Source organism: Ruegeria sp. BH6 (genome assembly GCF_056538105.1).
The window spans coordinates 19,773-45,132 of the sequence record NZ_JBQFSR010000012.1 but is presented as its reverse complement, the minus strand read 5'-3'; the positions used below and the strand labels follow the sequence as shown (position 1 = coordinate 45,132).

The window sequence follows — 25,360 nt, the reverse complement described above, 5'->3', positions numbered from 1 at the left end:
CATTCATATCTGAAAATGGCTGTCATTGCGGGACAAAGCGGGGCAGCGGCCTCAGGCTGGATTCCATGAAGCGCTGCAGTCTGGCATCCGCGTCGGCTTCGGTTTCGCCGGGCAGGATGGGGGTCACAAAGCGGACCAACGCGCCATCGGTCCGGCCCAAGGTGAACCCGTCCTGAATGACGCTGATCTTGGCGCGGAAATCGTTGACCATGCGTTTTCCGCGCTGTTCGAACCAGTAATAGACAAGCTGTTTTGACAGCTCTTTCTGGATCACCGCGCGGTTGACGGTGAAACTGCCATATGGGGTGTCGCCGGGATTGATCTCATACAGTTCCAGGCTGAAGATTTCCCAGCCGCCGACCGGCAAACAGACCTCGGGGGAGTGGATGCCGTCTCCATCGGTTTGCTTGTTGTAGAAGGCCACAAACATGTTCACGTAATCGCCGGAACCGGTGTCGATATAGGTGGCATTCAGATAATCACTGGCCCCCAGCGTGTTTTCTACCTCGGGGTTGAGGCTGGTGGTCGATCCCGACCAGGGTCCAAGCTGGCGTGGGTACAGGACAAACGGATCACGCTCGATGGGCTGCACGTCCGAGGCTGGCCGCAGAGTCCAGGCGGTTGATACGGCAAGTGTCAGCAGCGCCGCCACCGCCAGCGCGACCGAGGCGCGGATACTGAAAATGCGCAGCGCGATGGCCCCCAGCCCGTCGGTATCCAGATCGATGGTCTCGGCAAAGGGTTTCGGATCAGGGGCAAGGCGCTGCAACCCGATCGCCATGAGAAACAGGATGGCCACGCAGAGCAGGAAGATGATCCAGCCTTCGAAGAAATGCATGAACCCTTCGGCCTGTTCGATACCATGATGGTTGACCAGAACGCCGATCACGCCGATGCGGACCGAGTTCATCAGAACGGTCAGCGGCGCGGCCGAGATCAGCAGCACGGCCTTGTGCCAGACCGGGCCGCGATAGAGCAGGGCGAACAGATACGAGAAGCTGAGGATCGGGAACAGATAGCGCAGTCCGGAACAGGCCTCGGCCACCTGCAGTTTATAGACTCCCAAATCAATGACATTGCCTTCGATAAAGACCGAAACCCCGGCCAGCTGTACGAACCAGACCCCAAGCTCGGACGACACCCATTGCAGAAAAACCGTCAGTTTCCAGTAGACGAACTGCGGCAAGGGCAGCATGAAGACCAGATGGATCACGGGCAGTTGGTGATATTTGCCGCGCTGCCAGCCGAACACGGTCAGCATGACGCCGCCGGTCCAGATTATCATCGCATAGGTGACGATATCCGGAATACGCGCCAGATTGCCGAGAATGGCGATGGCCAGGGCCACGGCGATGACCGCGATGCCCGGCCAGCGGTCATGAACCGCTGGAGTGGCGGACGGGTAATTGCGCAGCTCGCGCAGGAACAGATACAGCGAGATGATGGGGATCAGCGGTCCGTGGCTGTATTCAGGGGTGCTCCACGCCGCGCCTAACGAGACAATTCCGATCCAGAGAACGGGAACCGATCCGAACAGCAGCAGGACAAACCAGAACAGCCCGGCGGCGTTGAGGGCCGGCAGGGACAGTCGGGCCGCCTCAATCACCTTGGTGCGACTATCGTTCGATTCGAAATCCTGCATCGCTTTTCATCATGCACAATCGGATGTGATCTGGAATTCCGGCAGTTCGGGGTCGCGGGCTTTTGATCCCCTGCCAAAACAATCAGATCATTGGGACGGTTTTGTTCAACGTTACAAACTGCGGTGAAAACGCGTCAGGGCTTAAGGGTGAAGCGCCGCCCAAGGGTCAAAAAGATCGAACTCGAGCTTGCCTTAAAGCCGTTCTGATCATCGCTTTCGTATTGATATCCGACGTTCATCGCCCAGTCTCTTGTAATCGCGCGGCTGTAGGACGCATTGAACGTGCCGCGTTGACGTGGGTTCGACGGCCCCGATCCTTCGGTTTCTTGGTCAATGAAGTCAAGGCTGAAGGACAGGCCGGACACTGAGTTAATGAAATAGTCATATGTCAGGAAGGCCAGCGTCTGACGGGTTTCCAGACTGTCGGTGCTGGTGCCGACCCGGCGTTGGATCGTCGCCCCGATCCGGGAACTAGGCAGTTGGTACGAATAGTCGATCTGACCGATCGGGGTGATCTCATCAAACGGCCCCCGGGTGAACCCGACATTGAAAGCTAATGATCCGGTGGCCCGCCGATAGCTGCGTCCGGCAGTTGCGTTAAGTCTGGAGCCGTTTACCCCGAAAATCTGGTCAATCTGAACATCGGCATTGCCGTCGGCCAGCGTCTTGTTCCAGGCAAAATTCCAGACGAAATCTTCAGTTACATCATTCGTATTGGTGGCGCGTTCCGTGTCGTCAACCTGAGTGTATCCGGCATTGGCGGTGACAGTGGTTATGGCAGAGATATTATAGGTTCCGCCCGCCGTGACGGTCGTTGTCTGCCGGTCGGTTTGGACGCTGTCATCCGCCGTAAAATCTTCGTAATTGACCCTCAGGTTTCCCTGCAGAATTGGTGAAATCCGGAACAGCGTGGTAGCGGTGTAAATGTCCGAGCTGTTCTCGAACAGGTTTGGATCGATGGTATTGCTATAGCGGCGCTCGCGGTGGCGGTAGTCGAGTTGGAATCCCAAGGGGGCATTCAGGCCCACAGCCCAGTTCAGGATCGCGTCGGTGTTTATCTGATCTCCGACGGTGCCGATCACGTCAGCGGAATCGATTATGCCATCGAAATTGGTGTCTGTCAGCGATCGGTTGAAGGCCAGATCCTGCTCGCGGTACCCCAGTTGCAGGCCAAGTTGGCTGTTTGCGCGCGTACGCTGATATGCCAGCTGCGCGGATGGATCTGAAAACGACGATTCTGTCCCTATGATTGGCTCGTTGGCGATCCGGTATAAGCCCGACAGATCTATGGCCAAAGTGGAATCGGATGCTTGCCTCAGGACATTCAGGGCAAGCGTGTTTTCCCACCATGTTGTCGATCCAAGCGACGGGTCAGTCAGCCTGAGGTTGTTGTCATGCCTGAGCGACGTCAGATAATCCAGTGTAACACTCAGGCCGGTTCCTGTGCCGGTCGGTTGGATGGCCGTGGGCAGGCCAACCTGACGGGCCGGGTTCTGTAGGGCTTGTTGCGCGATCAACTGTTGGCTAGGTGTTTGCTGCACAAGCGTTGATGGCGCAGTAGCCTGCTGCAGGTTCGTTTGCGCAGAAGTTGTTGGCAGTGCCGTCGTCTGCTGTACGGATGCCTGTGGTATTTGGGTCTGTTGACCGATTGCTGGCGTCAGTGAAACGGCAAAAACTATCCCGCCCCCCAACGCAGAGGATAGCTTGTTCCTGAATTTCCCCACCTGTATAGCCCCTATTCGAACAAGCGGCGTGCTGGTACGACAACAACGTCTCCGGGCTTAAGTATGGTATTACCTTGAATGCCGCCGCCCGAGCCATTGTAGTTATAAGTGTATTTTTTCATCACGCCTGTTTTAGTGTCAGCCCGACGCAATTCGACGCGTTTGCGGGCCGCGAAATTGGTCAGGCCGCCAGCCTGCGCCAAAACCTGAAGAATGGTTGTACCTTCTGTCGCAAGGTACTTTCCGGGTATGGTGACCTCGCCCATTATGAAGACCTCGATCGTCGGTCCGGTCGGGGCAAGCGCGCCCAGCAGTGGAGGCGGTGCAAGCGAAGCCACCGAGATAAATACGGTCGGCGGTGTATTGAAATTCCTAGACAGCGCCGAAGATAGGGATGAGCTTAGCCCGTTGGTGGACTGACCGGCTGCCCTCAACGAACCGACAAGAGGGAAGTTGATGGAGCCATCGGGCAGAACCAAAATGGTTCGGTTGAGGGTTGGGTCCTCCAGAACTTCGACCTGAAGTGCATCGCCCGGCTGGATTTGATATGAGCCTTGTGCCCATGATCCCGTTGCCACGACCATGGCAAGGACAAGAGTGGTCAATAATCCAATAACTGTACGCATACTCAAATCTTTCACTTTTTCTCTTCATTTATGCCTGTCTTCAACTTTCTAGGCAATCCACAGGATGTTTGAAGACTGCAAGATGCGGCAGAAATACAGCGCTCTTTTTATTGCCCATTATTGTCCAGCGATGCTTGCCGCACTCAATTGTTCCATTTCCTCCTCAAGTGTTGGGGAGACATTCAGGGAAATTCCGGTCTTCTGCGCGGCCTGAAATGCACGCAGCGCGTCGTCATTCCGATCAACTGCGGCATATGCCTTGCCCAGATGGTAAAGAACCAAAGGCTGGTCCGGGAAGGCGCGGGCCGCCGGTTCGAGATAAATAAGTGCCTCTTCATAACGGCCCAGCCGATAGGCAACCCAGCCATAGGTGTCCTGATAGGCGGGTACTCTTGTGCCGCGCAGCCGCCGCACCAGATGCTGTGCCTGCTCCAGGCTTTCGTCATCGCTGCGGTGGGTCGTCAGAAGGCTTGCCAGATTGTTGGCCACGACCAGCGACCGGTTGCTGAGCGGGTACAGCGTTTCATAGACCGCAATCGCCTGATCCAGCTCTCCGGCGCGTTCGTGTTCTGCCGCCTGCAGCATCAGAAGATCCGGGTTCTCGGGCAGGGCGGTCAGTGCTTCCTCCAGTACGGCGCGGGCCTGCTGGGGCTGCGCGCGCTGATTGTGCAGCGAAAACAATGAGGCCCAAGCGCGGGCCGCATCCGGTTGATCCTTGAGGATCGCGCGGTAGAGTTGTTCGGCGTCGTCAAGCTTTCCTTCACCGGTCAGAACGCGGGCTTTCACAAACCGCAGGGTCAGTGAGTCCGGATCTTCCGCAAGCAACTCATCCAGGCGTTCGGTGGCACCGGCCACGTCGCCCTGCGTCAGCATCAGCCGGATGAGGGCAATGTCGGCGGACAGCCCGAATTCAGGATCATTTGCCAGTTCCTGCAAAAAGGCTTCCAGTTCATCCTTGCGTTCCTGGGTCGCCAGCATCTGTGCCCTAAGTTCATTTGACCGCCGTAACGCATCGGGATCGTCCAGAGCGCGGACAGTGTTCAGCACTACCTCAAGACGCTCCCAGTTCTGCAGGTTCAGATAGACGCTGCCGAGTGCCAGCAATAAATCCGGATTCTCGGGATTTTGCTGCAGGGCGTCGATCAGAATACGTTCGGCGATTTCCAGATCGCCCCCGGCAACCAGAAACTGGGCATAGTTCAGCGTCTCTTCCGGCGCGTTCTGGGACACCTCTGTCGCAAGCGCCAGCATTTCCCCCATCAGTTCCCGGTCGCCGTTGCGCTCATGCGCGCGGGCCATCAGGGTCATCAGCCGCGAATCCCGGGGGGTCTGGTGCAGCGCTTCGCGCAACAGCACGATCGCATCGCCGGTTTGTTCTTCCTCGATCAGCCAGGCGGCCTTCAGCTTTACCGCTTCAGTCTGTGTCGGGTCTTCGGTCAGAACCTGTTCGATCACAGCCCGCCCCTCGTCGGACTGGCCGACAATCAACAGCATCCGGGCCAGTTCCACTTCGCTGTCGCGGGTCTGGGTGGTGCGTTCGGCGCCTTCAAGCAAATCCCGCATCTCGCCAAGCGCGGTTTGGGTGTCTCCGAGTTGGAACTTCAGCGCCGCCCGCATGGTTTTGAAGCGCGGCGTATTGGCCCCCCCGGTTGCGATGATGTCATCCAACTCGGCAATTGCCGCGTCAGAGCCACGGTGTTCTGCCAAAAACGCGATAAGTCTTTGTACCGAAAGTGAATCCTGTGCTTCCAGATCTACTTGGTCGCGTAAAACGCCTTCGGCGGCATCCACATTGTTCTGGTCGATATAATGCTCGAAAAGCGTCTGTTGCACGCCGGTATCTCCAGGGAAAACCTGTAGCATTTGCAGCAGCTGTTTTTCGATTTCATCGGGTCTTTGCAACTCCTGCAACGCGCGCAGCCGAATGGCATATAAATTGCTCTGCTCCGGGGTAAAGCCAAGGGCCGTATCGGTTTCGTCCAGCACAGCCGCCCAATCCTGGGAGCGGACCAGATCATCGATGACAATCTGCCGCGCGGTCATCAGGTCGGGGCGGTCATTCAGGATTTCATGGGCCGTGTCGATGGTCCGGTTCGCCCCGGCATCATTGTTGGCCTTGACCGCATCGGTATAGGCCAGCGTGTTGTTGAGCGATTTGATTTCGATGTCATCGGGGGCAAGGTCCTTTGCCGCCCCCGCATAGCGACGCAGGTCCTCCCAGTTCCCAATATCCAGGGCCATCTCCGCCAAAGCGCGATGTCCTTCAAGGTTGTCCGGATATTGTTCGACCAGCAGCAGATATTGTCGGTATGCGGCAGAGATATTGCCCCGGTCGCGCTCCAGCCGGGCAAAGGTCAACCGGGCCTCTTTGTGCTGACCGTTCAGCTTGAAGACATTCCTGAATTCGACCAGCGCGCGTTCAACATCACCGTTTTCCAGATGCGCCAGCCCGGCTTGGAAATGCGCTTCGGCCCTTTCTTCGGCCGAGTCGCAGGCGCTGAGAGCCAAGGACAAGACGAAAAAGACAATCGCCAGACGATTGCTGGCCAGAAGGGACATTCTTCTTATGATTGACATGTTCATTTACCCGGTGCCGAAGGAAAAAGGTGGTAGGCCTGATTACATCCGGCAACGGGTCACGTCGTCAACAGCCGGTGCCGCGCAGCACAACGGAAACCGTCCGCATCAGGATGGACAGATCCGAGGCGAAAGACATGTTCTTCCAATATTCAGTGTCGTGATACGCGCGCTCGGCAAAGGAAGATTGACTGCGTCTGGACACCTGCCATGGTCCCGAAAGGCCGGGACGCATGGAGTTATAGAACTTGCCAGGATAGAGTTCTCGCTGGTTAACCATCATCGGGCGGGGCCCGACCATAGACATATCGCCTACAAAAACGTTCCAGAACTGCGGCAGTTCATCCATGGATGATTTACGCAGAAGCGATCCGAACTTGATGATGCGTGGGTCATTGCGGAGCTTCTGGTTGCGGTTCCACTCATCCCGGGCCTCGGGGTTGGATGCCAGATGTTCCTTAAGCACCGCCTCAGCATCATGCACCATGGTGCGCAGCTTGAGCATTTTGAAGGTCTGGCCGTTTTTGCCAACCCGATCCTGCCGGTAGAACGGGGTTACGCCCTGACAAGCCAGAAACACCGCCAGAAAGAATACCAGCGGCACAACAAATGGAGTCGCCAGAAACACAAACGCCAGATCAAAGGCACGTTTCCCTAAGCTTCTGTAGAGGCTTGGGGTGTTCGCCGAAGCGGGTATAACAGGGATTTCAGAGTAGCCAGCGTCGGCTACATCCTTTGAATGAATTGTCACTATTTAAACCCCCAGCGCACACAAAAAGCCATGAACTGACTACCGAACTCATAAACCGACTACGCTCAACCTCAGTTTATATGTAAAATATTCCATATTATTATGTCTTTTCGCCCTGCCGTTACACACAAGCCGGCAGACCATTCTGCCCGCAATTGTTAACAAATTCCGGTCATCTTGCAAAACATTAATCCTGTCTGGGCTGCCTGGCGTTCATGAAAATAGGAAGAAATTCCGTGTTGTAGGGCCTGATCTGATCGAAGTTCTTCAAGTATCTGTTTGGCAATTGAGCACAATGAGAAGGTTATGGGTTCTTTGGTTCCCCATCGGGAACTATTGAAGGCGGCAGAGATTTTGTCTGCCTTCTCTGCCTTTGACTTGTTTGCCGCTTTTCTGGTCAGGTTTCTCAGGAGTTTGACAGGCATCGCCGCGGGCACCCGTCTTGATTGAGAGGGTAACAAAGTCAAATCAATACGTGTGAAGTTTAGTGCTGATTGCTATCTTCATTTTATGGCAGAGTGATGCCCAGGTACTTTAGATTTATGTGATATGCTCGTTGAGTAAGAGGTTTCTGGTGGTTCAGAGTATGGGTTTGGGTAATCTCCGGGGGGCCAGTACAGGGTTTGACAAGGCGGAAGGCAACCGTGGTGCAATGGCGTCCAATGACGGGTTTTATTTAGAATTCTTTGGGCTGGACCGGCGCCCTTTCACGCTGCTTCCGGACCCCGGGTTCTTGTATTGGTCTCCGCTGCACAAGCGCGGCTATTCTGTCCTGCAATTCGGCATCATGAGCTGCGCGCCGATCACGGTACTGACGGGTGAAATTGGTGCCGGAAAAACAACATTGGTTCAGCACCTTCTGAGCGAAATGCAGCAGGAGATTACGGTTGGGCTGATCTCGAACGCGCAGGGCGGGCGCGGAGAGTTGTTGCAGTGGGTGCTGCACGCATTGGGCCTGCCGATCGAAAAAGATGCGGCCTATGTACAGCTGTTCCGGGCGCTGCAGGATTTTCTTGTCTCGGAGTATGCCGCAGGGCGGCGTGTGGTTCTGATTTTTGACGAGGCGCAGAACCTGACGGTCGAGGGATTAGAAGAAATCCGCATGTTGACCAATATTAATGCCAATACGGACGAGTTGATCCAGCTTGTTCTGGTTGGGCAGCCCGAATTGCGGGATTTGGTCATGGATCCCAAGATGCGCCAGCTGACGCAAAGGGTGACCGCAAGTTTTCATCTGGAACGAATGGATGAGGCCTCGGTCGAACGCTATATTAAACACAGAATGAAGATCGCCGGCGGCTCGGGCGAAGAGTTCACGGAAAACGCCTGCAAGATGATTTTCCAGCAGACACGCGGTGTGCCGCGTCTTGTGAATCAGTTTTGTGATTTCGCCCTGCTCTACGCCTGGACAAGTGAAGCGGACAAGGTGGATGAAGGCGTCGTCAATCAGGTGGTCGAGGATGGTGTGTTCTTTGGTGGCAACTCGCTTGAGAAGGAGCTGATAGGCTGAAATGGGTCCGGTTCGTTACTATTCTTCCATTTTTCTGAGGCGGCTCCCATATTTCCTTGTTGTGGCGCTGGTTGTTTCGGTGACGTCCGTCATCATCGCGATGAGCTTGCCTTCGACATATGTGTCGCAGATGCGGCTGATCGTTGAATCGCCGCAGATTCCGGGCAACCTTGCGGCCAGCACAGTCAATACCTCGGCCGGCGAACAGTTGCAGATCGTTGAACAACGTCTGCTTACACGGCCGGTCCTTCTGGATATCGCGCGAAAGCAGCTGGTTCTGGACAATCAGGACGACGCATCTCCGGATCAAATCGTAGATGCGATGCGGGCGAACACAGATATCCGCATCAACTCGGGCCTGAACCAAGCCAGCCTGATGAGCATTTCTTTTGAGGCCAGGTCCGGTCAAATTGCCGCCGGCGTGCTCAATGAATATCTGACAGAAATCCAGAAGCTCGACGTATCTTACCGCAAAGGGCGCGCATCGGACACGCTGAGCTTTTTCCAGCAGGAAGTGGAGCGCCTTGGCAATGCATTGGATAAGCGAAGCGCCCGCATTCTGGAATTCGAAAGAGAGAACTCCGGTGCCTTGCCAAGCAGCCTGCAGTTCCGGCTGGCACAACAAGGGGCATTGCAGACCAATCTAGAACAAACGGATCAGCAGATTTTTGCAAAAAAAAGCCAGCGGGAGAATCTACTGGAGATTTACAATTCGACCGGCCAGATTAGTAACGTAGCTCCGCAAACCCAGACATCTGCGCAGTTGGAGTTGGAGCAGTTGCGACGCGAGCTTGACGCAAAGCTTGCGATCTATTCGGAAGTCAATCCGCAAATCAAACTCTTGAGGGCCAGAATCGCGCAGTTGGAAAAAACGGTGGCCGCCGAGCAGGTGGCCAATACCGCACCGGTCAACCCTCAGACGGGGAACTCGTCAGTGGATCTGCAACTGGCCCAGCTTGATTCCGAGATCACAGCGCTGGAGGATCAGAGCGTTTCGATTGCGGATCGCCTTGCCAAGCTGACGCTGACCATCGATCAGACTCCGGCCAACGCGATCACGCTGGCGGAACTGCAGCGGGATCATGACAACATCCAGGCCCAGTACAACAACGCTGTCGACCGTTTGGCCGCAGCATCGACCGGTGAGCGGATCGAAGTGACCTCGCAAGGTCAGCGCATTTCAGTGATCGAATATCCCGTGGCACCAAGTTCGCCGACCAAACCCAACCGCATGTTCATTGCCGCAGGCGGCATTGCCTTTGGGATTTTGCTGGGCACGGCCCTAGTTGTGCTGCTGGAGCTTCTGAACCGATCCGTGCGCCGGCCCGAAGACCTGATCAACAAGCTAGATGTCTGGCCGATAGCCACCATTCCCTATGCGCCCTCCCGTGGCGAGATAATCCGGCGCCGGGTCGCCTGGATCATGGTGATCATGGCTATTATGATCGGCGTTCCCGCAGCGGTCTGGGCCGTACATACCTATTATTTACCGCTGGATCTGATCGCTGAAAAAGTGATCGACAAGTTGGAGGTTTATTGGTGATTTTTGCTTCTACAGGATTGGATAGGACGTAATGGACCGTCTTCAGGAGGCAATTCGCAAAGCCCGCGATGAGCGCGCAAGCCGCCAGACAGAACCGCCCGTGCCGCCCGAAGCACCGCAGCCAGTTCTACCGGAAAACCGGGGCGGGACCTGGGATGCTCTGCCCGAGTTGCAGATTGACCAGCACCTGATTACGCGCAATCGCCTGATTGCCTATCATGGCGGAGCCGAGGCCGCGCCCTATGACATGTTGCGGACAAAGATGCTGCAGCAGATTCAGTCCAACGGCTGGCGTCGCGTGGCTTTGACCTCTCCCTATAGCGGCTGCGGCAAAAGCACGGCGGCCGCCAATCTGGCCTTTAGCCTGGGCCGACAGAAGGACCTGCGTACGATTGTCATCGATTTTGACATGCGGCGCATGGGGCTGGCCGAGATCCTGCGCCAGACGGGCAATTACAGTATGGCCGATGTTATTCACGGAAACATCGCGTTTCAGCAGCATGCGCTGCGCCATGGTCAGAATGTCATCTTCGGGCTGAATTACTCTTCGACACGCAATCCGGCCGAGGTTTTACAAAGCCGGGCAATGATCGAAACGCTGGAACGGATCGAGGAAGAGTATCAGCCGGATATCATGCTGTTCGATACCCCACCGCTGATGGCAAGCGACGACAGCCACGGGTTTCTGAAGAACGTTGACTGCGCCCTGCTGTTGGGTGCGGCCGAGGAAACCAGCATCGACCATATCGATGTGGCCGAACAGCAGCTGGCGGAACTGACAAAGGTCATGGGCATCGTGCTGACCAAATGCCGCTATATCAGCGAGGCTTTCGGCTATGAGTACGGCTCTTACTGATCCGGGTCCGGCAGATGCTGTCATAATTCCCCATTACAACGATCTTCCCAGGCTCAAGCGCTGCCTGCGGGCGTTGATGGAAAATGACATCGCCAACACCGAAATCATGGTGGTGGACAATGCCTCACCGGTCTCGCTGGATGGGATAAGCCAGGCCTTTCCACAGGTTCGGTTTATAACCGAATCCCAAAAGGGCGCAGCCCATGCTCGCAACAGGGGCGTGGCCGAAACCACGGCGCAGCGGTTGTTTTTCATCGATGCCGATTGTGTGCCCGAGTCTGACTGGCTGACGGTCGGCCGCGAGATTGCAAACCGGGCCGATCTGATCGGGGGACGGGTCGATGTTTTTGACGAAACCCCGCCACCACGCAGCGGTGCCGAGGCGTTTGAGGCTGTTTTTGCCTTCAACTTCCGCAGATATATCGAAGTTCAGGGATTTTCCGGTGCGGGCAACCTGCTGACCCGACGCGATGTGTTTGATGCGATTGGCGGGTTCATCAATGGCGTGTCCGAAGATCGGGAATGGACCATGCGGGCGGTGTCGCGCGGGTATTCTCTGATCTATGAAGACCGGTTCAAGGTCAGCCATCCGTCGCGGCAGGACTGGCCCGCGCTCAAGACCAAATGGCGGCGGACAACGCAGGAAGCCTATCAGTTGAACGGCGGCGGATTGGCCGCACGCCTGCGATGGGCCCTTCGCGGTCTGGCCATGCCCGCCAGCGCGGTGGTGCATACTCCTAAAATTCTGGCAAGTCGCAAACTGGTGTCACCGGGTGAGACCCTGAAGGCTGTCGTGACGCTGATCCGGTTAAGGTGCACGCGCATGATCTGGATGCTGCGGCAGGCGATCGGCGGCAAAATCTGACCCGGACACGAAAAAAGGGCCGTGCATCGACCCTTTTACCATAACATCTGTTATGAAGCTGTTCTTAGGCCGCAATCTTGCGGCGGCGCATCAGGCCCAGCCCGCCAAGCGCGGTCAGAAGCAACACACCTCCGGCAGGCAGCGGCACCGCAGCAACGTCAAAGTCAAACCCAATCTCCCCGCCATTTGTCGGAGTGGCCGAAGACGCCCACGAGAACACCAGGGTCTGGTTCAGGCTGGTGCTTGCGCTGCTGAAAAGTGTGTTGAGCGTCGTCTGGAAGCCGTTGCCCAGGATCGCAGCCGTGGCAAATGGCACACCGCCGGGATTGGCCGTGTCGACCCAGCTCATGGTCAGACCGGTGAACAGGCCAAACACATTGATCGTAACCGACGCGTTTGCCTTCCCGCCCAGCGGATCAACGGGCGAAAAGAAATCGACTGTATAACTACCCGGGCCACCCGGGCTTGTTGCTGTGCCGATGAAAAGGTTGTCGGACGTGATGTCGTAAGGACCTGCGCCGGTTGTCACCGTTGTCACGGCGCTTGCCGTTCCGGTCATCAATACGGCGGCTGCCAAAGCGAACGCCATCGCCTTTAAGGATTTAAGCATCTATTCCACCCTCGTAACTCATTAATTATGGCGCACTGAATGTCTTTGCCTTCGGCAGCACCCGTTAACACTTACTTAACAACTACATAATTTGTCACTTGGACGCGAGCGTTTTTAGCATCAATATGTTTTTTTTGTGTTTTCTTATGTGGCCTTAGCCCCCAATGGCCGATTTATACGGGCACTGTTGCCCTATCGTGAACGACATTTCGCCATGTGTGCTTGGCTCACCACCCTATTCCCGCAGCAATCGGGTACAACCGTGCCGGTAAATCCCAGTACTTGCGCTGCTCGCACCTATTCAAAGAATCCGACCTCTTTCGCGCAGCGTCTTTTGACGCCGTCAAAACAATATCGGCGCGATTCCCGAATTGTTGCACTCTCCGTCAGCAGCGGGTTCCGAGGGCTGCATCCTACGGAAAAAAAATCATGAAATCCGCAACGCTTTCATATTTATCCTTCGTCGCCCCAAAAACTTCGTGTAGCGTCGGACAAGATGTACATACTGAGTGCGGGCACTCAATTTTGCAGCCGAATTCTGTATTTTATTCGTTTGTAGTGTCCGGCCGTTTTTAAAAAACTGATACGCGCTAATGCCGGTCGGGACTTAACTGCAGAGAACGCTGATGAACGCGTCTGATTTTGACCACAACGATATGCATCTGAACGCCAAACGGATTCTGGTAACAGGAGGCGCCGGATTCTTGGGCTCGCACCTGTGTGAAGCCCTGCTGGAACAGGGGCACGAGGTTTTATGCGCCGATAACTTTTTCACTGGGCGGAGGGGGAACCTGTACCATCTGCTGAACAATCCCCGGTTCGAGGTCATGCGCCACGATGTGACCTTTCCGCTCTATGTAGAGGTGGATCAGATTTACAATCTGGCCTGTCCGGCCTCGCCCTTCCATTACCAGCACGATCCGGTGCAGACGACCAAGACGGCGGTGCACGGGGCGATCAACATGCTGGGCCTGGCCAAGCGGATTGGCGCGCGCATCCTGCAGGCCTCGACATCCGAGGTTTATGGAGACCCGCAAATCCATCCGCAGACCGAGGACTACGTTGGTCACGTCAATCCGATCGGGCCGCGCTCGTGCTATGACGAAGGCAAACGCTGTGCTGAGACGTTGTTCTTTGACTATTACCGCCAGCACAACCTGCCAATCAAAGTGGCGCGGATTTTCAACACTTACGGGCCGAACATGCACCCCGATGACGGGCGTGTGGTGTCCAATTTCATCATGCAGGCTCTGAACGGTGAGGCGATCACCATTTACGGCGATGGCAGTCAGACCCGATCCTTCTGTTTCGTATCCGATCTGATCGACGGGCTGATCAAACTGATGGAATCCCCCGATGACGTCACCGGGCCGATCAATCTTGGCAATCCAGTCGAGATGAGCATCCGCGAACTGGCCGAAGCCGTGATCCGCCTGACCGGGTCGAAATCCGAACTGGTGATGCGCCCTCTGCCGCAAGACGACCCGATCCAGCGCCAGCCGGATATTACCCGCGCCCGGGAACAGCTGGGCTGGGCTCCGCAGGTAGCGCTGGAGGATGGGCTGAAGGCCACCATTGCTTATTTTCAGCGCATAGCTGTGGCAGCGGAGAACGCTGTAGAACGGAGATGAACGTATCGGTTCCCTCTGATAAATCGACTTGGAGGGTTAGCCCATTCCTGCTGCTTGCCGTGGCCGTAATTGCTTGCTTGTCAGTGCTGCTGATCAATGGCGGCCCTCTCTACTATTATGACACCGGCAGTTACATCCGACAGGGCAACGTGGCGCTGAACACTTTTCTGCCGACTATTAACGAGGGTGGCGATGCGGCAGGAGGGATCCGCGCTGATCAGGACAGTACAGCCACCGGCTCTCGGTCGCTGATATACGGCATTGTCATGGCTATCTTTTTTCGCGCCAGTGCCCTTACCGCCATTTCGTTCTTTCATCTGGCGAGCGTATTGCTGGCTGTATGGCTGCTGGCGCGCGCGGCCAATAAGTCCCTGGAAGAATCCCGTAACACGACGCTGCTGACTGCAGTGCCACTGCTGATTGCAGCCATCACCTCATTGCCTTTTTACATCGCCTACATGATGCCGGACATATTCGCGCCGGTTCTGCTGATCGTTATAGCAATATTAACAGCATTCGGCCGGTCCATGCAGGTTTGGGAATTGTTGCTGCTGACCGCGCTGGCTGTGTTTTCCGTCATTTCACACCCGTCACATCTGGCTATTGCAGGGCTTATGGTGCCTTTTGTCATCCTGGCCGCCCTAAGCGTTAAGACACCAGGACGCTGGCGGGCAGTGATGCTGGTTTTAATGATTCTCGCGATTGCCGTCGTCGAACGCAAAGCATTTCAGATCGCCGTGGAAACCAGAACAGATAAAGAGGTCGTCTACACACCTCACATCACCGCGCGGTTGATTGTTGACGGGCCAGGTATGGACTACTTGGACGAGGTCTGCCCGAACGAAGATGTACCGACCTGTGCCTTGCACGAGGCGCTTTCATGGTCTGATGATCCCTATCGACTGACGGTATCGCATATCATTTTTGAGCGCTCCCCCAGGCTTGGATCATTCCGGCTCATGACAGCGGAAGACCGAAAGAACGTTGCGCTGGCCCAGCGTGACTTCGCCAAGGCAGTTTTCCTTTCCCGGCCCATTGCCACAACACTGGCACTGGCCGAGAATGGCTATCGCCAAATTCTGCGCGACAGCATTTGGATGACAATCCCGACGGAACAGGCGCTGGACAATGCCCGTCATCTTGCCAGGCTGGACGACGATGAGCAGAATCTGATTCAGGGCGGCCTGTTGTCGAAAGATCGCGGGTGGATCGAGGCGGTCGATATTCTGCATGGCACCGTCTACGCCGCATCATTTGTAACCATTGTGGTTCTGTTGCTGATACCGCGCAGCGTATCGCGGGACATCAAGCTGTTTGCCCTGTTCATCCTAATTGGAATTGCGGTCAACGCGCTGGTTTGTGGCGGCGTATCACAGCCGGCGGACCGCTATGGCGCGCGCGTGATGTGGTTATTGCCATTCACCGCGGCCTTTCTTCTTGTCGTAAGGTGGTCCGCAGCCCCGCGTGTCGTTACCGAAAGGGATTTGTGATGTCGGATCAATCTCTGTCCATCAGTGTCGTGATGCCCGCCTACAATGCCGAGCATCTGTTGCCCCGCGTTCTGACTCCCCTGATTAAGTTGCTGAATGCCGGTCAGGTACAGCAGGTTCTGGTTGTGGATGATCAATCCCCTGACGGCACGGCCGCGCTTGCGCGCGAGATGGGGGCGTCGGTCCTGACAACGCCCGTCAATGGTGGGCCGGGCGCGGCACGCAACCTAGCCGCACAGCACGCCACGGGTGATATACTATGGTTCGTCGATTCCGACGTCATCGCCTGGCCTGACGGACCGGAACATATCCGCCGCGCCATGTCCGAGGACAATGTCGCGGCTGTCTTCGGCTCGTATGACGATGCGCCGGACGGGCAGTCCTGGTTCTCGCGCTATAAAAACCTATTGCACCGCTACCACCATCAGCGCGCGCGACGCGAGGCCCGGACCTTCTGGGCTGGATGCGGCGCAATCCGGCGTGATGTCTTCCTTGAGGTCGGCGGGTTCGACGTAAAAACCTATGAAGTCCCCTCGATTGAAGATATCGAGCTGGGGTATCGGATTGCCAATGCCGGATACCGTATTCTTGTTGAGCCGCAATTGCAGGGCAAGCATTTGAAGGTCTGGACCATGCGCAACAGCCTCAGCACGGACATCTATTGCCGCGCCCTGCCCTGGGCCCGGCTGATGATCTCGCGGGAAGGGCTGACAGACGATCTGAACACCTCGATGGCCGAACGGGCCCGAGCCGCGATTGCGGGTTTGCTGCTGCTGTCGGTTCTGGCCCTGCCCGTCTGGCCGGGCACTTGGCCCCTGCCCTTACTGCTGCTTGTGGCGGCTTTGGTTGCAAATTTCGATTTGGTGCGCACGATGGCCGGGCATGGTGGGGCGTGGTTTGCCTTTAAATGCCTGCTGTATCACCAAGTCTACTACGTCTATTCGGCCGCGGTTTATGTCTGGTGCCTGTTCGAATATCACGTTCTGGGGCAAAAGCAGAAACTCCATGTCACCCGAAACTGAGTTTTTGGGCTCCGCAGCACGGATGCCGGATTTCCTAATCCTTGGCGCCGCGCGGGCCGGTACAACGGCGCTGTACAGCCATCTGCGGCAAAACCCGAGTATCTTTATGCCATCAGCCAAAGAGCCCAATTTCTTTGCCTTCGAGGGCGAAGCCTTGAATTTCTCTGGGCCGGGCGCGGACTATGTCAACAACTCGGTCACGCAGATCGCCGACTATCAAACTCTGTTTTCCCATGCGCCAGTGGAGGCGGTCTGCGGAGAAGCATCCCCGCTATATCTTTATGCACCCAAGGCGCCTGAACGCATTCATCGCCGTATTCCCCGGGTGCGTATGGTGGTTATTCTGCGAAATCCAATAGATCAGGCCTTGTCCCATTACCTTTATGCGGTAAAGCAACGGATCGAACCGCTCGAGGATTTTTCCGCTGCATTGGACGCCGAAAACGAACGGCTTGCCGCAGGTTGGCAACCCCTGTTTGGGTATTCGCGCTTTCCGCTCTATGCACAGCAATTGTCGCGCTATTTCGAACTGTTCGATCGCAATCAATTCCTGATCCGAACCTATGAAGAATTTCAGGACGATCCGAAAGACGTCATCGACAGCATCACTGCATTCATCGGGGCCGATACAAGCTTCCAATCTGACCTGTCATCGCGGGTAAATGCCGGCGGCGTGCCGCGCAGCCGTCTGTTTCAGGATTTCCTGATGAAACCCAACCCGATCACCGGAATGATCGCCCGTGTCATGTCACAGGAACTGCGCTGGAAAATCAGGGATCGCCTGTCCCAATTCAACCTCAAACGCGAGGTGGAAATGCCAGACCGCGCACGCGCGATCCTGCGTGAGAGGTTGCTGCAGGAAATCGAAGACCTCGAACACCTTCTGGATCGCGACCTGAGCATCTGGCGGACCTGACCGGGTGAGTTAGCCGGGTGGCAACAATTTTTCCAAAATCCAGGGAATGTACATGCAGCACTGAGTGCTTTGAATTTCTGGTCGCACGCAACCGACAATACTTTGATTTTGAGCAACATGCTTTAGGATAGGCTCTGTGTTTTTTAGCCCGTTACGCGGTTGATCGTAATTTTTTTGCCGGGCAAGGGTGGTTTAATAGTGACGGTTTTTCATGGACGAAATTGACAGAGCAACAGCCTCGTCGCAAATGACACCAGACAGTGAACCGCGCCGATTGTTCATGAGCCCTGTTCTGGCACGGCGTATAATTCTTTGTCTTTCGCTGCTCATGTGCGCCCTGGCAATGGCTTACCTGCTGTTGAAAATCACACAATTGTCTACCCTGCCCGCAGGGTATGATTTCCGGTTCATCTGGGTAGCCGGCGACATGTGGCATGCTGGCATAAACCCCTACGGGCCTGCGTATCTGGCGCATGGCGAAACCAATATAGATACCGGACATATCCCGGAACTATGGCCCTACCCACCGACATGGTGGGTGTTTGCCGCGCCTTTGGGTGCGCTGGATTTGAACACAGCAAATGTCGTCTGGAATATTTTTGGCCTTACCATTGTCATTGCAATTTGCTGCCTGCTGACCAGCGCCTTCACAACCGCCTTTCCCGAGCGCAGTCAGATGCTTGCTGATTTCACCGGAAGGCAGATCTATGTCCCCCTCTTCAGCGTGCTGTTCTTTCTTCTGGCAATCCTCGAAGCAACGGCGATCCTGTTTTCTGTTGGCCAGACAACGCTGGTCGCAGGGCTTGGTATTGCCGCGATGCTATGGAGCCGCGTCAGCGGGCGCATCTTCTTCGAAGCCGTCGGGTTGACGCTGGTATTGCTCAAGCCGCAGATCGGTGCGCCCTTTGTGGTTCTGTACCTGCTGTTCGATGCGCATTCCCGGAAAGTGGTTCTGATGGCCATTCTGCTTTCGGCCCTTCTGACACTGCCATCGCTTGTCACCGCCCCCAGCACCATTCTGGATTTCTTCCGCAATCTGGCCGCCTATGACGGCTTTACAATTGCCAACCTTCCGCAATCCATGACGGGCCTCCGGCTGATCATATGGGAAGTGACAGGTCTTGATGTCGGCAGTTCTGCTGCAACGATCATCACGCTCGCGATCATTCTGGCGCTGTGTTACGGCCCCACCCGGCTGACGCGGGCCAGCGACGCCAATGAACATACCTGGCAGGTTTTCGGATTGGCGAGCGCAGCTATCGTCGCGCTGGCCCCGCTGCATATTTATGACTTTGTGCTGCTGGCCGCGCCGCTTGCGCTGCTCTTCAGGGGGCGGGCCATCAGCATCGTGTTTGCGGGGCTTGGCGCCTTGCTGATCTGGCGATCGGAAAACCTTGCCGGTATCTGGGCCTTTCATGTGGAAGGGGTCGAGATTTTTCCAAGCTCGCGTTTGGCGACCATCGGCGCCTTGCTGTTTCTGGTGGCGGTTATCGACACTGTTCTGCAACTGAACAGAGAGAACGCCAACGCTTCAAACCAGCCTTCACGCGCATGACCGCCTTTATGAACTCATCGCCCGCGCCGTCACGACTGTGGCGCATTATGCTTGCTGCTTTTGCCGGGCTGGCCGCAGGGCTGATATTCGCCATTTCTGCACAGGGTGCGCTGTCTGGCGTTCGCGATCTGGCGCATTGGTGGGTGCTGATGGTGGCGCTGTCTCTGACCATCTTTTCCCTTTTTGTGCTGTGGGATCTGACGCTGCCAGGTTTGATGGTGTTGCTTCTGTTTGTGGGTGGGGCATCGCAGCTTTATGTGACGCAGCCGCTTTGGTACCCCGCACTTCGCCTGCCGCCCAGATCGGCAATCGAAATGGCGATGTACGCCATAATTTTGGGGCAGGCCGGCATTGCGGCTTTTGTACTTTCCAAGCATTCAGGTAGTAACAAGGTCTCGCAGGTTATCGGCGCTCTGGGTTCAATGCGCACCGCTCTGTTCCTTTTGCTCAGCGGCGCGTTCACCGTACCGATCCTCAACCATCTGCGCCTGAACGAAATCGACGTCTATTTCATCCAGCTTGCTGCGGGCCTGATCCTTGTGCTCATCAATCTGGTGACGGTGATTGCAATCGCGGCCACCTTGCCCAGAGGCTTGAAAATGCCAACGGGCTGGCGATGGGCGGGTTGCATGGCGGCCGTCTTTCTGACTGCGACGCTGATACTGGAATGGTTCGCCTTTGAGCGGGTTCCTCATGTTCAGGATGAGCTTGCCTACATGTTTCAGGCCCAGACCTATGCAGGTGGGGCCCTGTATGTACCCGCTTTGCCAGAGGGGCCCCGAGAGGCGTTTGAGCACTACCTGCTCGATCACCATGACGGGTATTGGATATCGGCTTTCACGCCCGGCTGGCCTGCGATGCTGGCATTGGGGGTTCTTCTAGGGGCGCCGTGGCTGGTGAACCCGCTTCTGGGCGTTGCGTCCATCTTTCTGGCGCAAGGCGTGGTGCAGCGGTTAACGAATGCCCGCACAGCAAGCATCAGCATTCTGATCTTGGCGACCTCCCCCTGGTTTATTGCAATGTCCGCATCCCTGATGGCCCATACATTCGCGCTGTTTCTGCTTTTGCTCGCGTGGCTTTTGATCCTGCGCGCCGAAGAAGGTGAATTGAAACGGGCCGTTTTACTGGTCTTCATTGCCGGGTTGTCGCTGGGATGGTTGTTTTTGACGCGCAATCTCGACGGCCTGCTACTTGGAATTCTGACGGGTCTGTTTCTGCTATGGCACGGAGGTGTTTTGCGCCATCCCCTGACCGTGATCAGCTACAGCGCGGGATGCGTGGCAACCGGAAGCTTGATCTTCTTCTACAATTACTACTTCACCGGCGACCCGCTGCTGACAACATTGTCGGATTATTATCACCGGGTCTGGATCGATGGCTCCAACGCCTTTGGGTTCGGCCAGAACATAGGCGCACCGGAAGGCTGGGGCCACATGGAACTGCGCCCGCACGAGCATTCCCTGTTCGAAGGCTTGATCAACACACTGACGAATATCAGCGCTCTGCATACCGATTTCATGGGTTGGGGGATCGGGTCTCTGGTCTTTGTCTGGGTTCTGCTGATCTATGGGCGGGTCGATGCAACAGACCGAATGATGCTTACGATCATTATCGTAGTCGCAGGCGCGCACGCCCTGTATTGGTTTGTCGCCAGCTTCTACGTAGGACCCCGATACTGGTTCATGTTGATCGCGCCTCTGGTGTTGCTGAGCACCAAAGGGTTTCTGGAAACCGGCACCCGGCTGGAAGCCGTCGGTCTTTCATCAGCAGCGGGCAAACTGAATGCCGTGCTTCTTATTCTATGTTTGTTTTCCGTGACGGTTTTTTTGTCCTACCGGGGCGTCACAAGATATCACGACCATCGTACCTATGATGATCACTACCGTTCTGTCGTGCTACCCGAAACGGAAGGCACAGCTCAACCGCTTGTCCTTGTTAAACTCAGAAGCCAACTCGCCTCGGCGTTGTTCTTCAATGATCCGTGGTTCCCATTGGACAAACCGGTCTACGCCAAGAATCTGGGGGACGACGCGAATGAGGCCGTGATCAACGCCTTTCCGGGGCGCCCCGTCCTGTACTACGACGAGCGCGAAGAGACCTTTCATCGGAAATAGGCACCTTGCCCGCCCCGGCTATCTGAGCCCCAACAGCTTGGCGATATCCCAGACCTGACGCGAACCGCTTTGAGCGCCGCGGCCAAAAATCGTTTCCAGCGGCACCTGGTACGCAGGCGCAATGCTGACCGGGGCATCCGCATTGCGAAAGTCCGCCTCATAGGCGGGCAAATGGTTTGTCACCAGAACTCTGCCGTCCAGAGCGTCACCCAGCACTGCTTCACCAGCCGCCAGAGGCTCGGATTCCATGCGGACAAAATAGTTGGGCGTAACGCCAGCCGGAACCGGCCCCCGCGCATAGATATAGACCGAGACGCTTCCCGCCACGTACTGGTCCTGCAACTCGGCGTCGGACCAGACCGGGGGAAAGGCATTCCGGATCAGGGTCGGCGTGACCCGGATCTCATCAAGGTCAAAAAACGGATCGGCTTCGATTTCAATCGCAATGCGCTGCCCCAGATCCCGGGTCACGGTAAAGGGGCGTAGTGTCTCGGGCCAGCTGAGCCAGGCACCGCAGGCAAGACCCGCCAGCGCCAGTGCAAATGCCGGGGCCGGGGCAGCCTGAACCGGGCGCAATCGCCAGAACACGATCAACGGCAACAAAATCACCGGGGCGAAATGATGCGGCAGAATGCGATAGGCTTGCACGTAGAAGAACAGCACATAGGCCACCGTCATCAGCGTCAGCGTTCTGGACAGCGTGTCCTGCCAGCGCCACGCCAACAGCGTCAGACCGGGGAAAATCCCGCAGGGCAACAGCCAGAACAAGAACCGATGTGTATCGAATATCGTCACATAGCGCAGACGCCGCAGAATGGCCCCTGTGCTGAATTCGCCGGAAACACCTGTCAGGCCCGTTTTTTCCAGCACGGCCATGGCCAAAGAGGTCAGCATCAGAACCGCCAGAGCAATCAGGCCACCCAGGATCACCTGCTTGATGGGTTGGAACCGGCCCAAAAGCAGATGCGCCATAAGGAAGAACCCGATCAGCAGAATGCCGTTCGGTGCCGTGCAAAGCGCCAGTGTTGAAACACCCGCCATCCAGCCGAATTTCTTGTCACAGAAGAACAGGATGTAGCCCAACACCCCAAGCAGGATAAGCGGCTCGCGCGTCATCGGCATGGCGATGTCGGCAAAATACGGGTTGTAGGATGGGTTAAACGCCATCGCGAAAGAAAACAGAAGCAAGCCCCCGCCCAGCCCGCAAACAGACCACACGGTCGTGCGGTTATCCGGTGCACGGATAAAGGCTAGCGTTACGCCGAACAAAACCGACACGCCGGGCAGATACGCAAACCGAAGGGCGGCCTCGGACGAACCAAACACCCGAATAAAGCTGGATTGCAGGAAAACCTCGGTCATCATTTTCGGGTTCGGATAGCTGGTCAGCGGACCTGAATCCGGGGGCCAGAACGGCAGGCCACGGGTGATGAACAGGGTCGCGCTCAGTAAACTATGCGCCCCATCATCGTTGAGCGATTCCCAATAAAATTTGGGCGTTAGCAACAGCAAAGCCAGCAGGGGCAGCAGAACCATACCGGCCACATCCCACCTCCGGCCCCGGAAGAGTTCCGGCGCTGGCTTTCCAAGGATTAAACCGATCCCGGGCAGACAAAGCAGTGCGGTCAGCAGGATAAAGGCCGTTCCCGCCATCTGAATGCCGCTGATAGCCTGCACGATGGCCGCAAGCGTTGACACGCCGAAGAGGGAAAGCGTAAATCCTTTTAGCAGGACATGTTCGAAACGGTCTTCGGGCTGGGCAATACCCAGCGCCAATAGCAGACCGGGGGCGAGAATAAGTACTGAGGCCGACACGGCCACCAGAGGGACCCAAACATACAAAAACAGCGCATCGCTGGCGATGAAATAGGGCGACGGCCCGTCTGCGAACGCGGCCTTTGCCGCAATCGGGCCCGCGATATCCTGTCCACTCCAGACAATGCAGACCAGAATTGCCAGCAAGACAAGATATCGAAATTGCTTCACGGTTCCGGTCAATCCGTCGTTTCGAAACTCAGGAGGCTGATCCCCCAAAAACTCCTGCACAGACAGGTGAGCCCCGAAGCTCACCCGCTCATTCGAGTACGGCTTCCTTTCTCTAACGCTGTCTCAGAGGTTTTCTTTTTCGGCTTTGCCTCGAATTCCTCGTGATAGGACCGTTCGACATTGACATCCCAGACGTCGTTTTCCTCGCCCATGATATTGCGGGCCGCATACATGGCGGACAGCATCGAATGGTCCTGGTTGTTATACCGGTGCAGGCCGTTGCGCCCGACGGTTTGGAAATTCTCAAGCGTCTTCAGCCAATCGCTTACAGTATCCAGCGCTTCCTTGTATTCGCCATCATAGACCGGATAGGCCTTGGGCTGCCGGATCACGCTAAAGTCTATGACATCGGTAGCCTTGGCCAGGCCCAGCTGTTCCAGTTCCTGGCTGGCAAGTTCCCGGAGCTCCTCATCGGAAGACGACCACAGCCCGTCCCCCTTCTGGCAGAAATACTCCATCCCGATGGACGAAGTGTTCTGATCGGGCAGCATTTCCTTGGACCAGGCGCGGAAATTCTGGATACGTCCGACCTTGACCTTGGGGCTGTGGATGTAAATCCAGTTATCCGGGAACGGGTCGGCATGATCCAGCATCAGGGTCACGATCAGGAAATCGCGATATCTCAAGCGATCGGCGGCCTCTATGACTTCTGGCGGCGGCGGCGGATCAAACGCATGGATAAGGTCGCGCACGGCCATTGAGTTGATGAACTCTTCGCCTTCGACCCGCTCGGTCGTTTTGTCACCGCTTTCGTCCCAATGGCGCACATCGATCGAGGTGACCCGGTTGCCGTTGAGGTTCACCCGGACCACTTCGGAATGTGTCTGAACCGTGCCACCCTTTTCCCGGATTAAGTCACGGGTTTTTTCCCACATCATGCCGGGGCCCAGGCGCGGATACTGGAATTCCTCAATCAGACTGGCGGTGTCGTTGGCACCAGAAATTGCATTCCAGACCGCCTTGGGCAATGACAGGTTCTTGATCCGCTGCGCAGCCCAGTCCGCCCGAATTTCGGACGGCGGGATACCCCAGACCTTTTTGGTATAGCTGTGGAAGAAATGCATATAAAGCCGCCCGCCAAAGCGGTTGATCACCCATTCTTCAAAGGTATCCTCTTGTTTTTTTGGGCGGATCTTCCATTTTACAAAGCTGCCGATGATCTTATAGGTCTCATAGGGGCCTATGTTGCCAAGGGCATTGAAGATGCGCAGCGGGTAATCGTAGAATTTACCGCGATAGAAAATTCGGCTTAGACGCTGCACGGTGATGAAATCGTCACCCATCACCTCGTGCCACATGTCTTCGACTTCGCGCACTTTTGTAAAAAACCGGTGGCCACCTATGTCGAAACGATAGCCTTTATGGGTTTCGGTGCGTGAAATGCCGCCAACCATGTCCGAGGCCTCGTAGACCTGAGGAACATGCGTCTCACTAAGTTTCTGGAGCTCGTGGGCTGCAGTCAACCCGGCAGGCCCGCCACCGATAATTACGACAGGAACGGTATCTTTTTGCAAATAACTAACACCCGTACTCAAAAAAACTAACATTAAGCTATAAGAGGATAACATCGATTCACAACAAAATCCTCACAGGCCGCTTAAATATTGAACGCGGGATTTTCATGCGGCCAGCGCGTGCAGAAAAAATGGCGCACGGGCCGGGCCGATGGCCCCGTAAAAAATCACCGCATAACCTATGCCTGTTTTCCCGCCAAAGCGGATACCGGCGGGTTACCCGATCCATAAGCGGGTTCACTGGCAGGGCATCCACCGGCACTGTTCAACAGCTTGAGTTGCAAGGCTTATTTTTACCACACCAAGGGTGGCAGGAGCGACCTTTCCGACAGCCCGGTAAGCATATAGGGAATGATCCTCAAAGCCGT

The 25,360-nt window shown here is 56.1% G+C and carries 18 protein-coding genes; 10 read left to right on the top strand and 8 right to left on the bottom strand.

Annotated features, from left to right (window positions below; translation table 11 throughout):
- Positions 1 to 22: 22 nt before the first annotated feature.
- The 5 genes from xrtD to ACR0B8_RS19325 all read right to left on the bottom strand — a co-directional run bounded on the left by xrtD (position 23) and on the right by ACR0B8_RS19325 (position 7,320).
- On the bottom strand, positions 23 to 1,642 hold the full coding sequence (gene xrtD, locus ACR0B8_RS19345; protein WP_170359781.1) for a VPLPA-CTERM-specific exosortase XrtD: 1,620 nt from the start codon (positions 1,640 to 1,642) through the stop codon (positions 23 to 25).
- A 134-nt stretch (positions 1,643 to 1,776) separates the two neighbouring features.
- Positions 1,777 to 3,183: a hypothetical protein gene (locus ACR0B8_RS19340; RefSeq protein ID WP_170359783.1), complete on the bottom strand. Its 1,407-nt coding sequence runs from the start codon at positions 3,181 to 3,183 to the stop codon at positions 1,777 to 1,779.
- A 194-nt stretch (positions 3,184 to 3,377) separates the two neighbouring features.
- Positions 3,378 to 3,992 carry a polysaccharide biosynthesis/export family protein gene (locus ACR0B8_RS19335; RefSeq protein ID WP_170359785.1) on the bottom strand — a complete coding sequence of 205 codons (615 nt, stop codon included), beginning with the start codon at positions 3,990 to 3,992 and terminating at the stop codon, positions 3,378 to 3,380.
- A 117-nt stretch (positions 3,993 to 4,109) separates the two neighbouring features.
- Positions 4,110 to 6,551: a tetratricopeptide repeat protein gene (locus ACR0B8_RS19330; RefSeq protein ID WP_170359786.1), complete on the bottom strand. Its 2,442-nt coding sequence runs from the start codon at positions 6,549 to 6,551 to the stop codon at positions 4,110 to 4,112.
- Positions 6,552 to 6,636: 85 nt separating this feature from the next.
- Positions 6,637 to 7,320 (bottom strand): sugar transferase, encoded by a 684-nt coding sequence (locus tag ACR0B8_RS19325; RefSeq protein WP_170359788.1) that lies wholly within the window; start codon positions 7,318 to 7,320, stop codon positions 6,637 to 6,639.
- Between the two features lie 574 nt (positions 7,321 to 7,894).
- Between ACR0B8_RS19325 and ACR0B8_RS19320 the strand changes: the two genes are divergently transcribed.
- The 4 genes from ACR0B8_RS19320 to ACR0B8_RS19305 are packed head-to-tail and all read left to right on the top strand — an operon-like array spanning position 7,895 to position 12,094.
- Positions 7,895 to 8,830 (top strand): ExeA family protein, encoded by a 936-nt coding sequence (locus ACR0B8_RS19320; protein WP_226689885.1) that lies wholly within the window; start codon positions 7,895 to 7,897, stop codon positions 8,828 to 8,830.
- Position 8,831: 1 nt separating this feature from the next.
- On the top strand, positions 8,832 to 10,373 hold the full coding sequence (locus tag ACR0B8_RS19315; RefSeq protein WP_226689884.1) for a GumC family protein: 1,542 nt from the start codon (positions 8,832 to 8,834) through the stop codon (positions 10,371 to 10,373).
- Positions 10,374 to 10,404: 31 nt separating this feature from the next.
- Positions 10,405 to 11,229, top strand: a complete 825-nt coding sequence (locus ACR0B8_RS19310) for a CpsD/CapB family tyrosine-protein kinase (protein WP_226689883.1) — start codon at positions 10,405 to 10,407, stop codon at positions 11,227 to 11,229.
- On the top strand, positions 11,210 to 12,094 hold the full coding sequence (locus ACR0B8_RS19305) for a glycosyltransferase family 2 protein (RefSeq protein WP_170359796.1): 885 nt from the start codon (positions 11,210 to 11,212) through the stop codon (positions 12,092 to 12,094). The genes ACR0B8_RS19310 and ACR0B8_RS19305 overlap by 20 nt, the downstream gene beginning before the upstream one ends.
- 64 nt (positions 12,095 to 12,158) lie before the next feature.
- Here ACR0B8_RS19305 and ACR0B8_RS19300 read toward each other — a convergent pair whose 3' ends face one another.
- Complete coding sequence (locus ACR0B8_RS19300) at positions 12,159 to 12,704, bottom strand: VPLPA-CTERM sorting domain-containing protein (RefSeq protein WP_170359798.1); 546 nt, start codon at positions 12,702 to 12,704, stop codon at positions 12,159 to 12,161.
- Positions 12,705 to 13,330: 626 nt separating this feature from the next.
- Here ACR0B8_RS19300 and ACR0B8_RS19295 point away from each other — a divergent pair.
- From ACR0B8_RS19295 to ACR0B8_RS19270, 6 genes are all read left to right on the top strand, one after another.
- The gene (locus tag ACR0B8_RS19295; protein ID WP_413247499.1) at positions 13,331 to 14,335 is read left to right on the top strand and encodes a UDP-glucuronic acid decarboxylase family protein; all 1,005 of its coding nucleotides are present in this window, start codon (positions 13,331 to 13,333) and stop codon (positions 14,333 to 14,335) included.
- A complete protein-coding gene (locus tag ACR0B8_RS19290; protein ID WP_226689882.1) occupies positions 14,332 to 15,825 on the top strand; it encodes a hypothetical protein in 1,494 nt (497 codons plus the stop codon). The genes ACR0B8_RS19295 and ACR0B8_RS19290 overlap by 4 nt, the downstream gene beginning before the upstream one ends.
- On the top strand, positions 15,825 to 16,847 hold the full coding sequence (locus tag ACR0B8_RS19285) for a glycosyltransferase family 2 protein (protein WP_226689881.1): 1,023 nt from the start codon (positions 15,825 to 15,827) through the stop codon (positions 16,845 to 16,847). Before ACR0B8_RS19290 ends, ACR0B8_RS19285 begins: the two co-directional genes overlap by 1 nt.
- Positions 16,831 to 17,763 carry a sulfotransferase domain-containing protein gene (locus ACR0B8_RS19280; RefSeq protein WP_226689880.1) on the top strand — a complete coding sequence of 311 codons (933 nt, stop codon included), beginning with the start codon at positions 16,831 to 16,833 and terminating at the stop codon, positions 17,761 to 17,763. Before ACR0B8_RS19285 ends, ACR0B8_RS19280 begins: the two co-directional genes overlap by 17 nt.
- A 211-nt stretch (positions 17,764 to 17,974) precedes the next feature.
- A complete protein-coding gene (locus ACR0B8_RS19275; protein ID WP_170554093.1) occupies positions 17,975 to 19,318 on the top strand; it encodes a glycosyltransferase family 87 protein in 1,344 nt (447 codons plus the stop codon).
- An 8-nt stretch (positions 19,319 to 19,326) separates the two neighbouring features.
- Positions 19,327 to 21,432, top strand: a complete 2,106-nt coding sequence (locus tag ACR0B8_RS19270) for a glycosyltransferase family 39 protein (RefSeq protein WP_226689879.1) — start codon at positions 19,327 to 19,329, stop codon at positions 21,430 to 21,432.
- An 18-nt stretch (positions 21,433 to 21,450) separates the two neighbouring features.
- On the opposite strand, the gene ACR0B8_RS19265 is transcribed toward ACR0B8_RS19270, so the two are convergent.
- Both ACR0B8_RS19265 and ACR0B8_RS19260 read right to left on the bottom strand, forming a co-directional pair.
- The gene (locus ACR0B8_RS19265; RefSeq protein WP_226689878.1) at positions 21,451 to 23,418 is read right to left on the bottom strand and encodes a hypothetical protein; all 1,968 of its coding nucleotides are present in this window, start codon (positions 23,416 to 23,418) and stop codon (positions 21,451 to 21,453) included.
- 80 nt (positions 23,419 to 23,498) lie between these two features.
- Positions 23,499 to 24,992, bottom strand: coding sequence for an NAD(P)/FAD-dependent oxidoreductase (locus ACR0B8_RS19260; protein WP_226689877.1), 1,494 nt, complete (start codon positions 24,990 to 24,992; stop codon positions 23,499 to 23,501).
- Between the last annotated feature and the right edge of the window lie 368 nt (positions 24,993 to 25,360).

Coding starts and splice junctions, on each gene's coding strand:
- ACR0B8_RS19300 (WP_170359798.1), bottom strand. CDS start 12,704: ATGCTTAAATCCTTAAAGGCGATGGCGTTCGCTTTGGCAGCCGCCGTA.
- ACR0B8_RS19310 (WP_226689883.1), top strand. CDS start 10,405: ATGGACCGTCTTCAGGAGGCAATTCGCAAAGCCCGCGATGAGCGCGCA.
- ACR0B8_RS19315 (WP_226689884.1), top strand. CDS start 8,832: ATGGGTCCGGTTCGTTACTATTCTTCCATTTTTCTGAGGCGGCTCCCA.
- ACR0B8_RS19295 (WP_413247499.1), top strand. CDS start 13,331: ATGAACGCGTCTGATTTTGACCACAACGATATGCATCTGAACGCCAAA.
- ACR0B8_RS19275 (WP_170554093.1), top strand. CDS start 17,975: ATGGACGAAATTGACAGAGCAACAGCCTCGTCGCAAATGACACCAGAC.
- ACR0B8_RS19290 (WP_226689882.1), top strand. CDS start 14,332: ATGAACGTATCGGTTCCCTCTGATAAATCGACTTGGAGGGTTAGCCCA.
- ACR0B8_RS19335 (WP_170359785.1), bottom strand. CDS start 3,992: ATGCGTACAGTTATTGGATTATTGACCACTCTTGTCCTTGCCATGGTC.
- ACR0B8_RS19285 (WP_226689881.1), top strand. CDS start 15,825: ATGTCGGATCAATCTCTGTCCATCAGTGTCGTGATGCCCGCCTACAAT.
- ACR0B8_RS19330 (WP_170359786.1), bottom strand. CDS start 6,551: ATGTCCCTTCTGGCCAGCAATCGTCTGGCGATTGTCTTTTTCGTCTTG.
- ACR0B8_RS19305 (WP_170359796.1), top strand. CDS start 11,210: ATGAGTACGGCTCTTACTGATCCGGGTCCGGCAGATGCTGTCATAATT.
- ACR0B8_RS19280 (WP_226689880.1), top strand. CDS start 16,831: ATGTCACCCGAAACTGAGTTTTTGGGCTCCGCAGCACGGATGCCGGAT.
- xrtD (WP_170359781.1), bottom strand. CDS start 1,642: ATGCAGGATTTCGAATCGAACGATAGTCGCACCAAGGTGATTGAGGCG.
- ACR0B8_RS19270 (WP_226689879.1), top strand. CDS start 19,327: ATGAACTCATCGCCCGCGCCGTCACGACTGTGGCGCATTATGCTTGCT.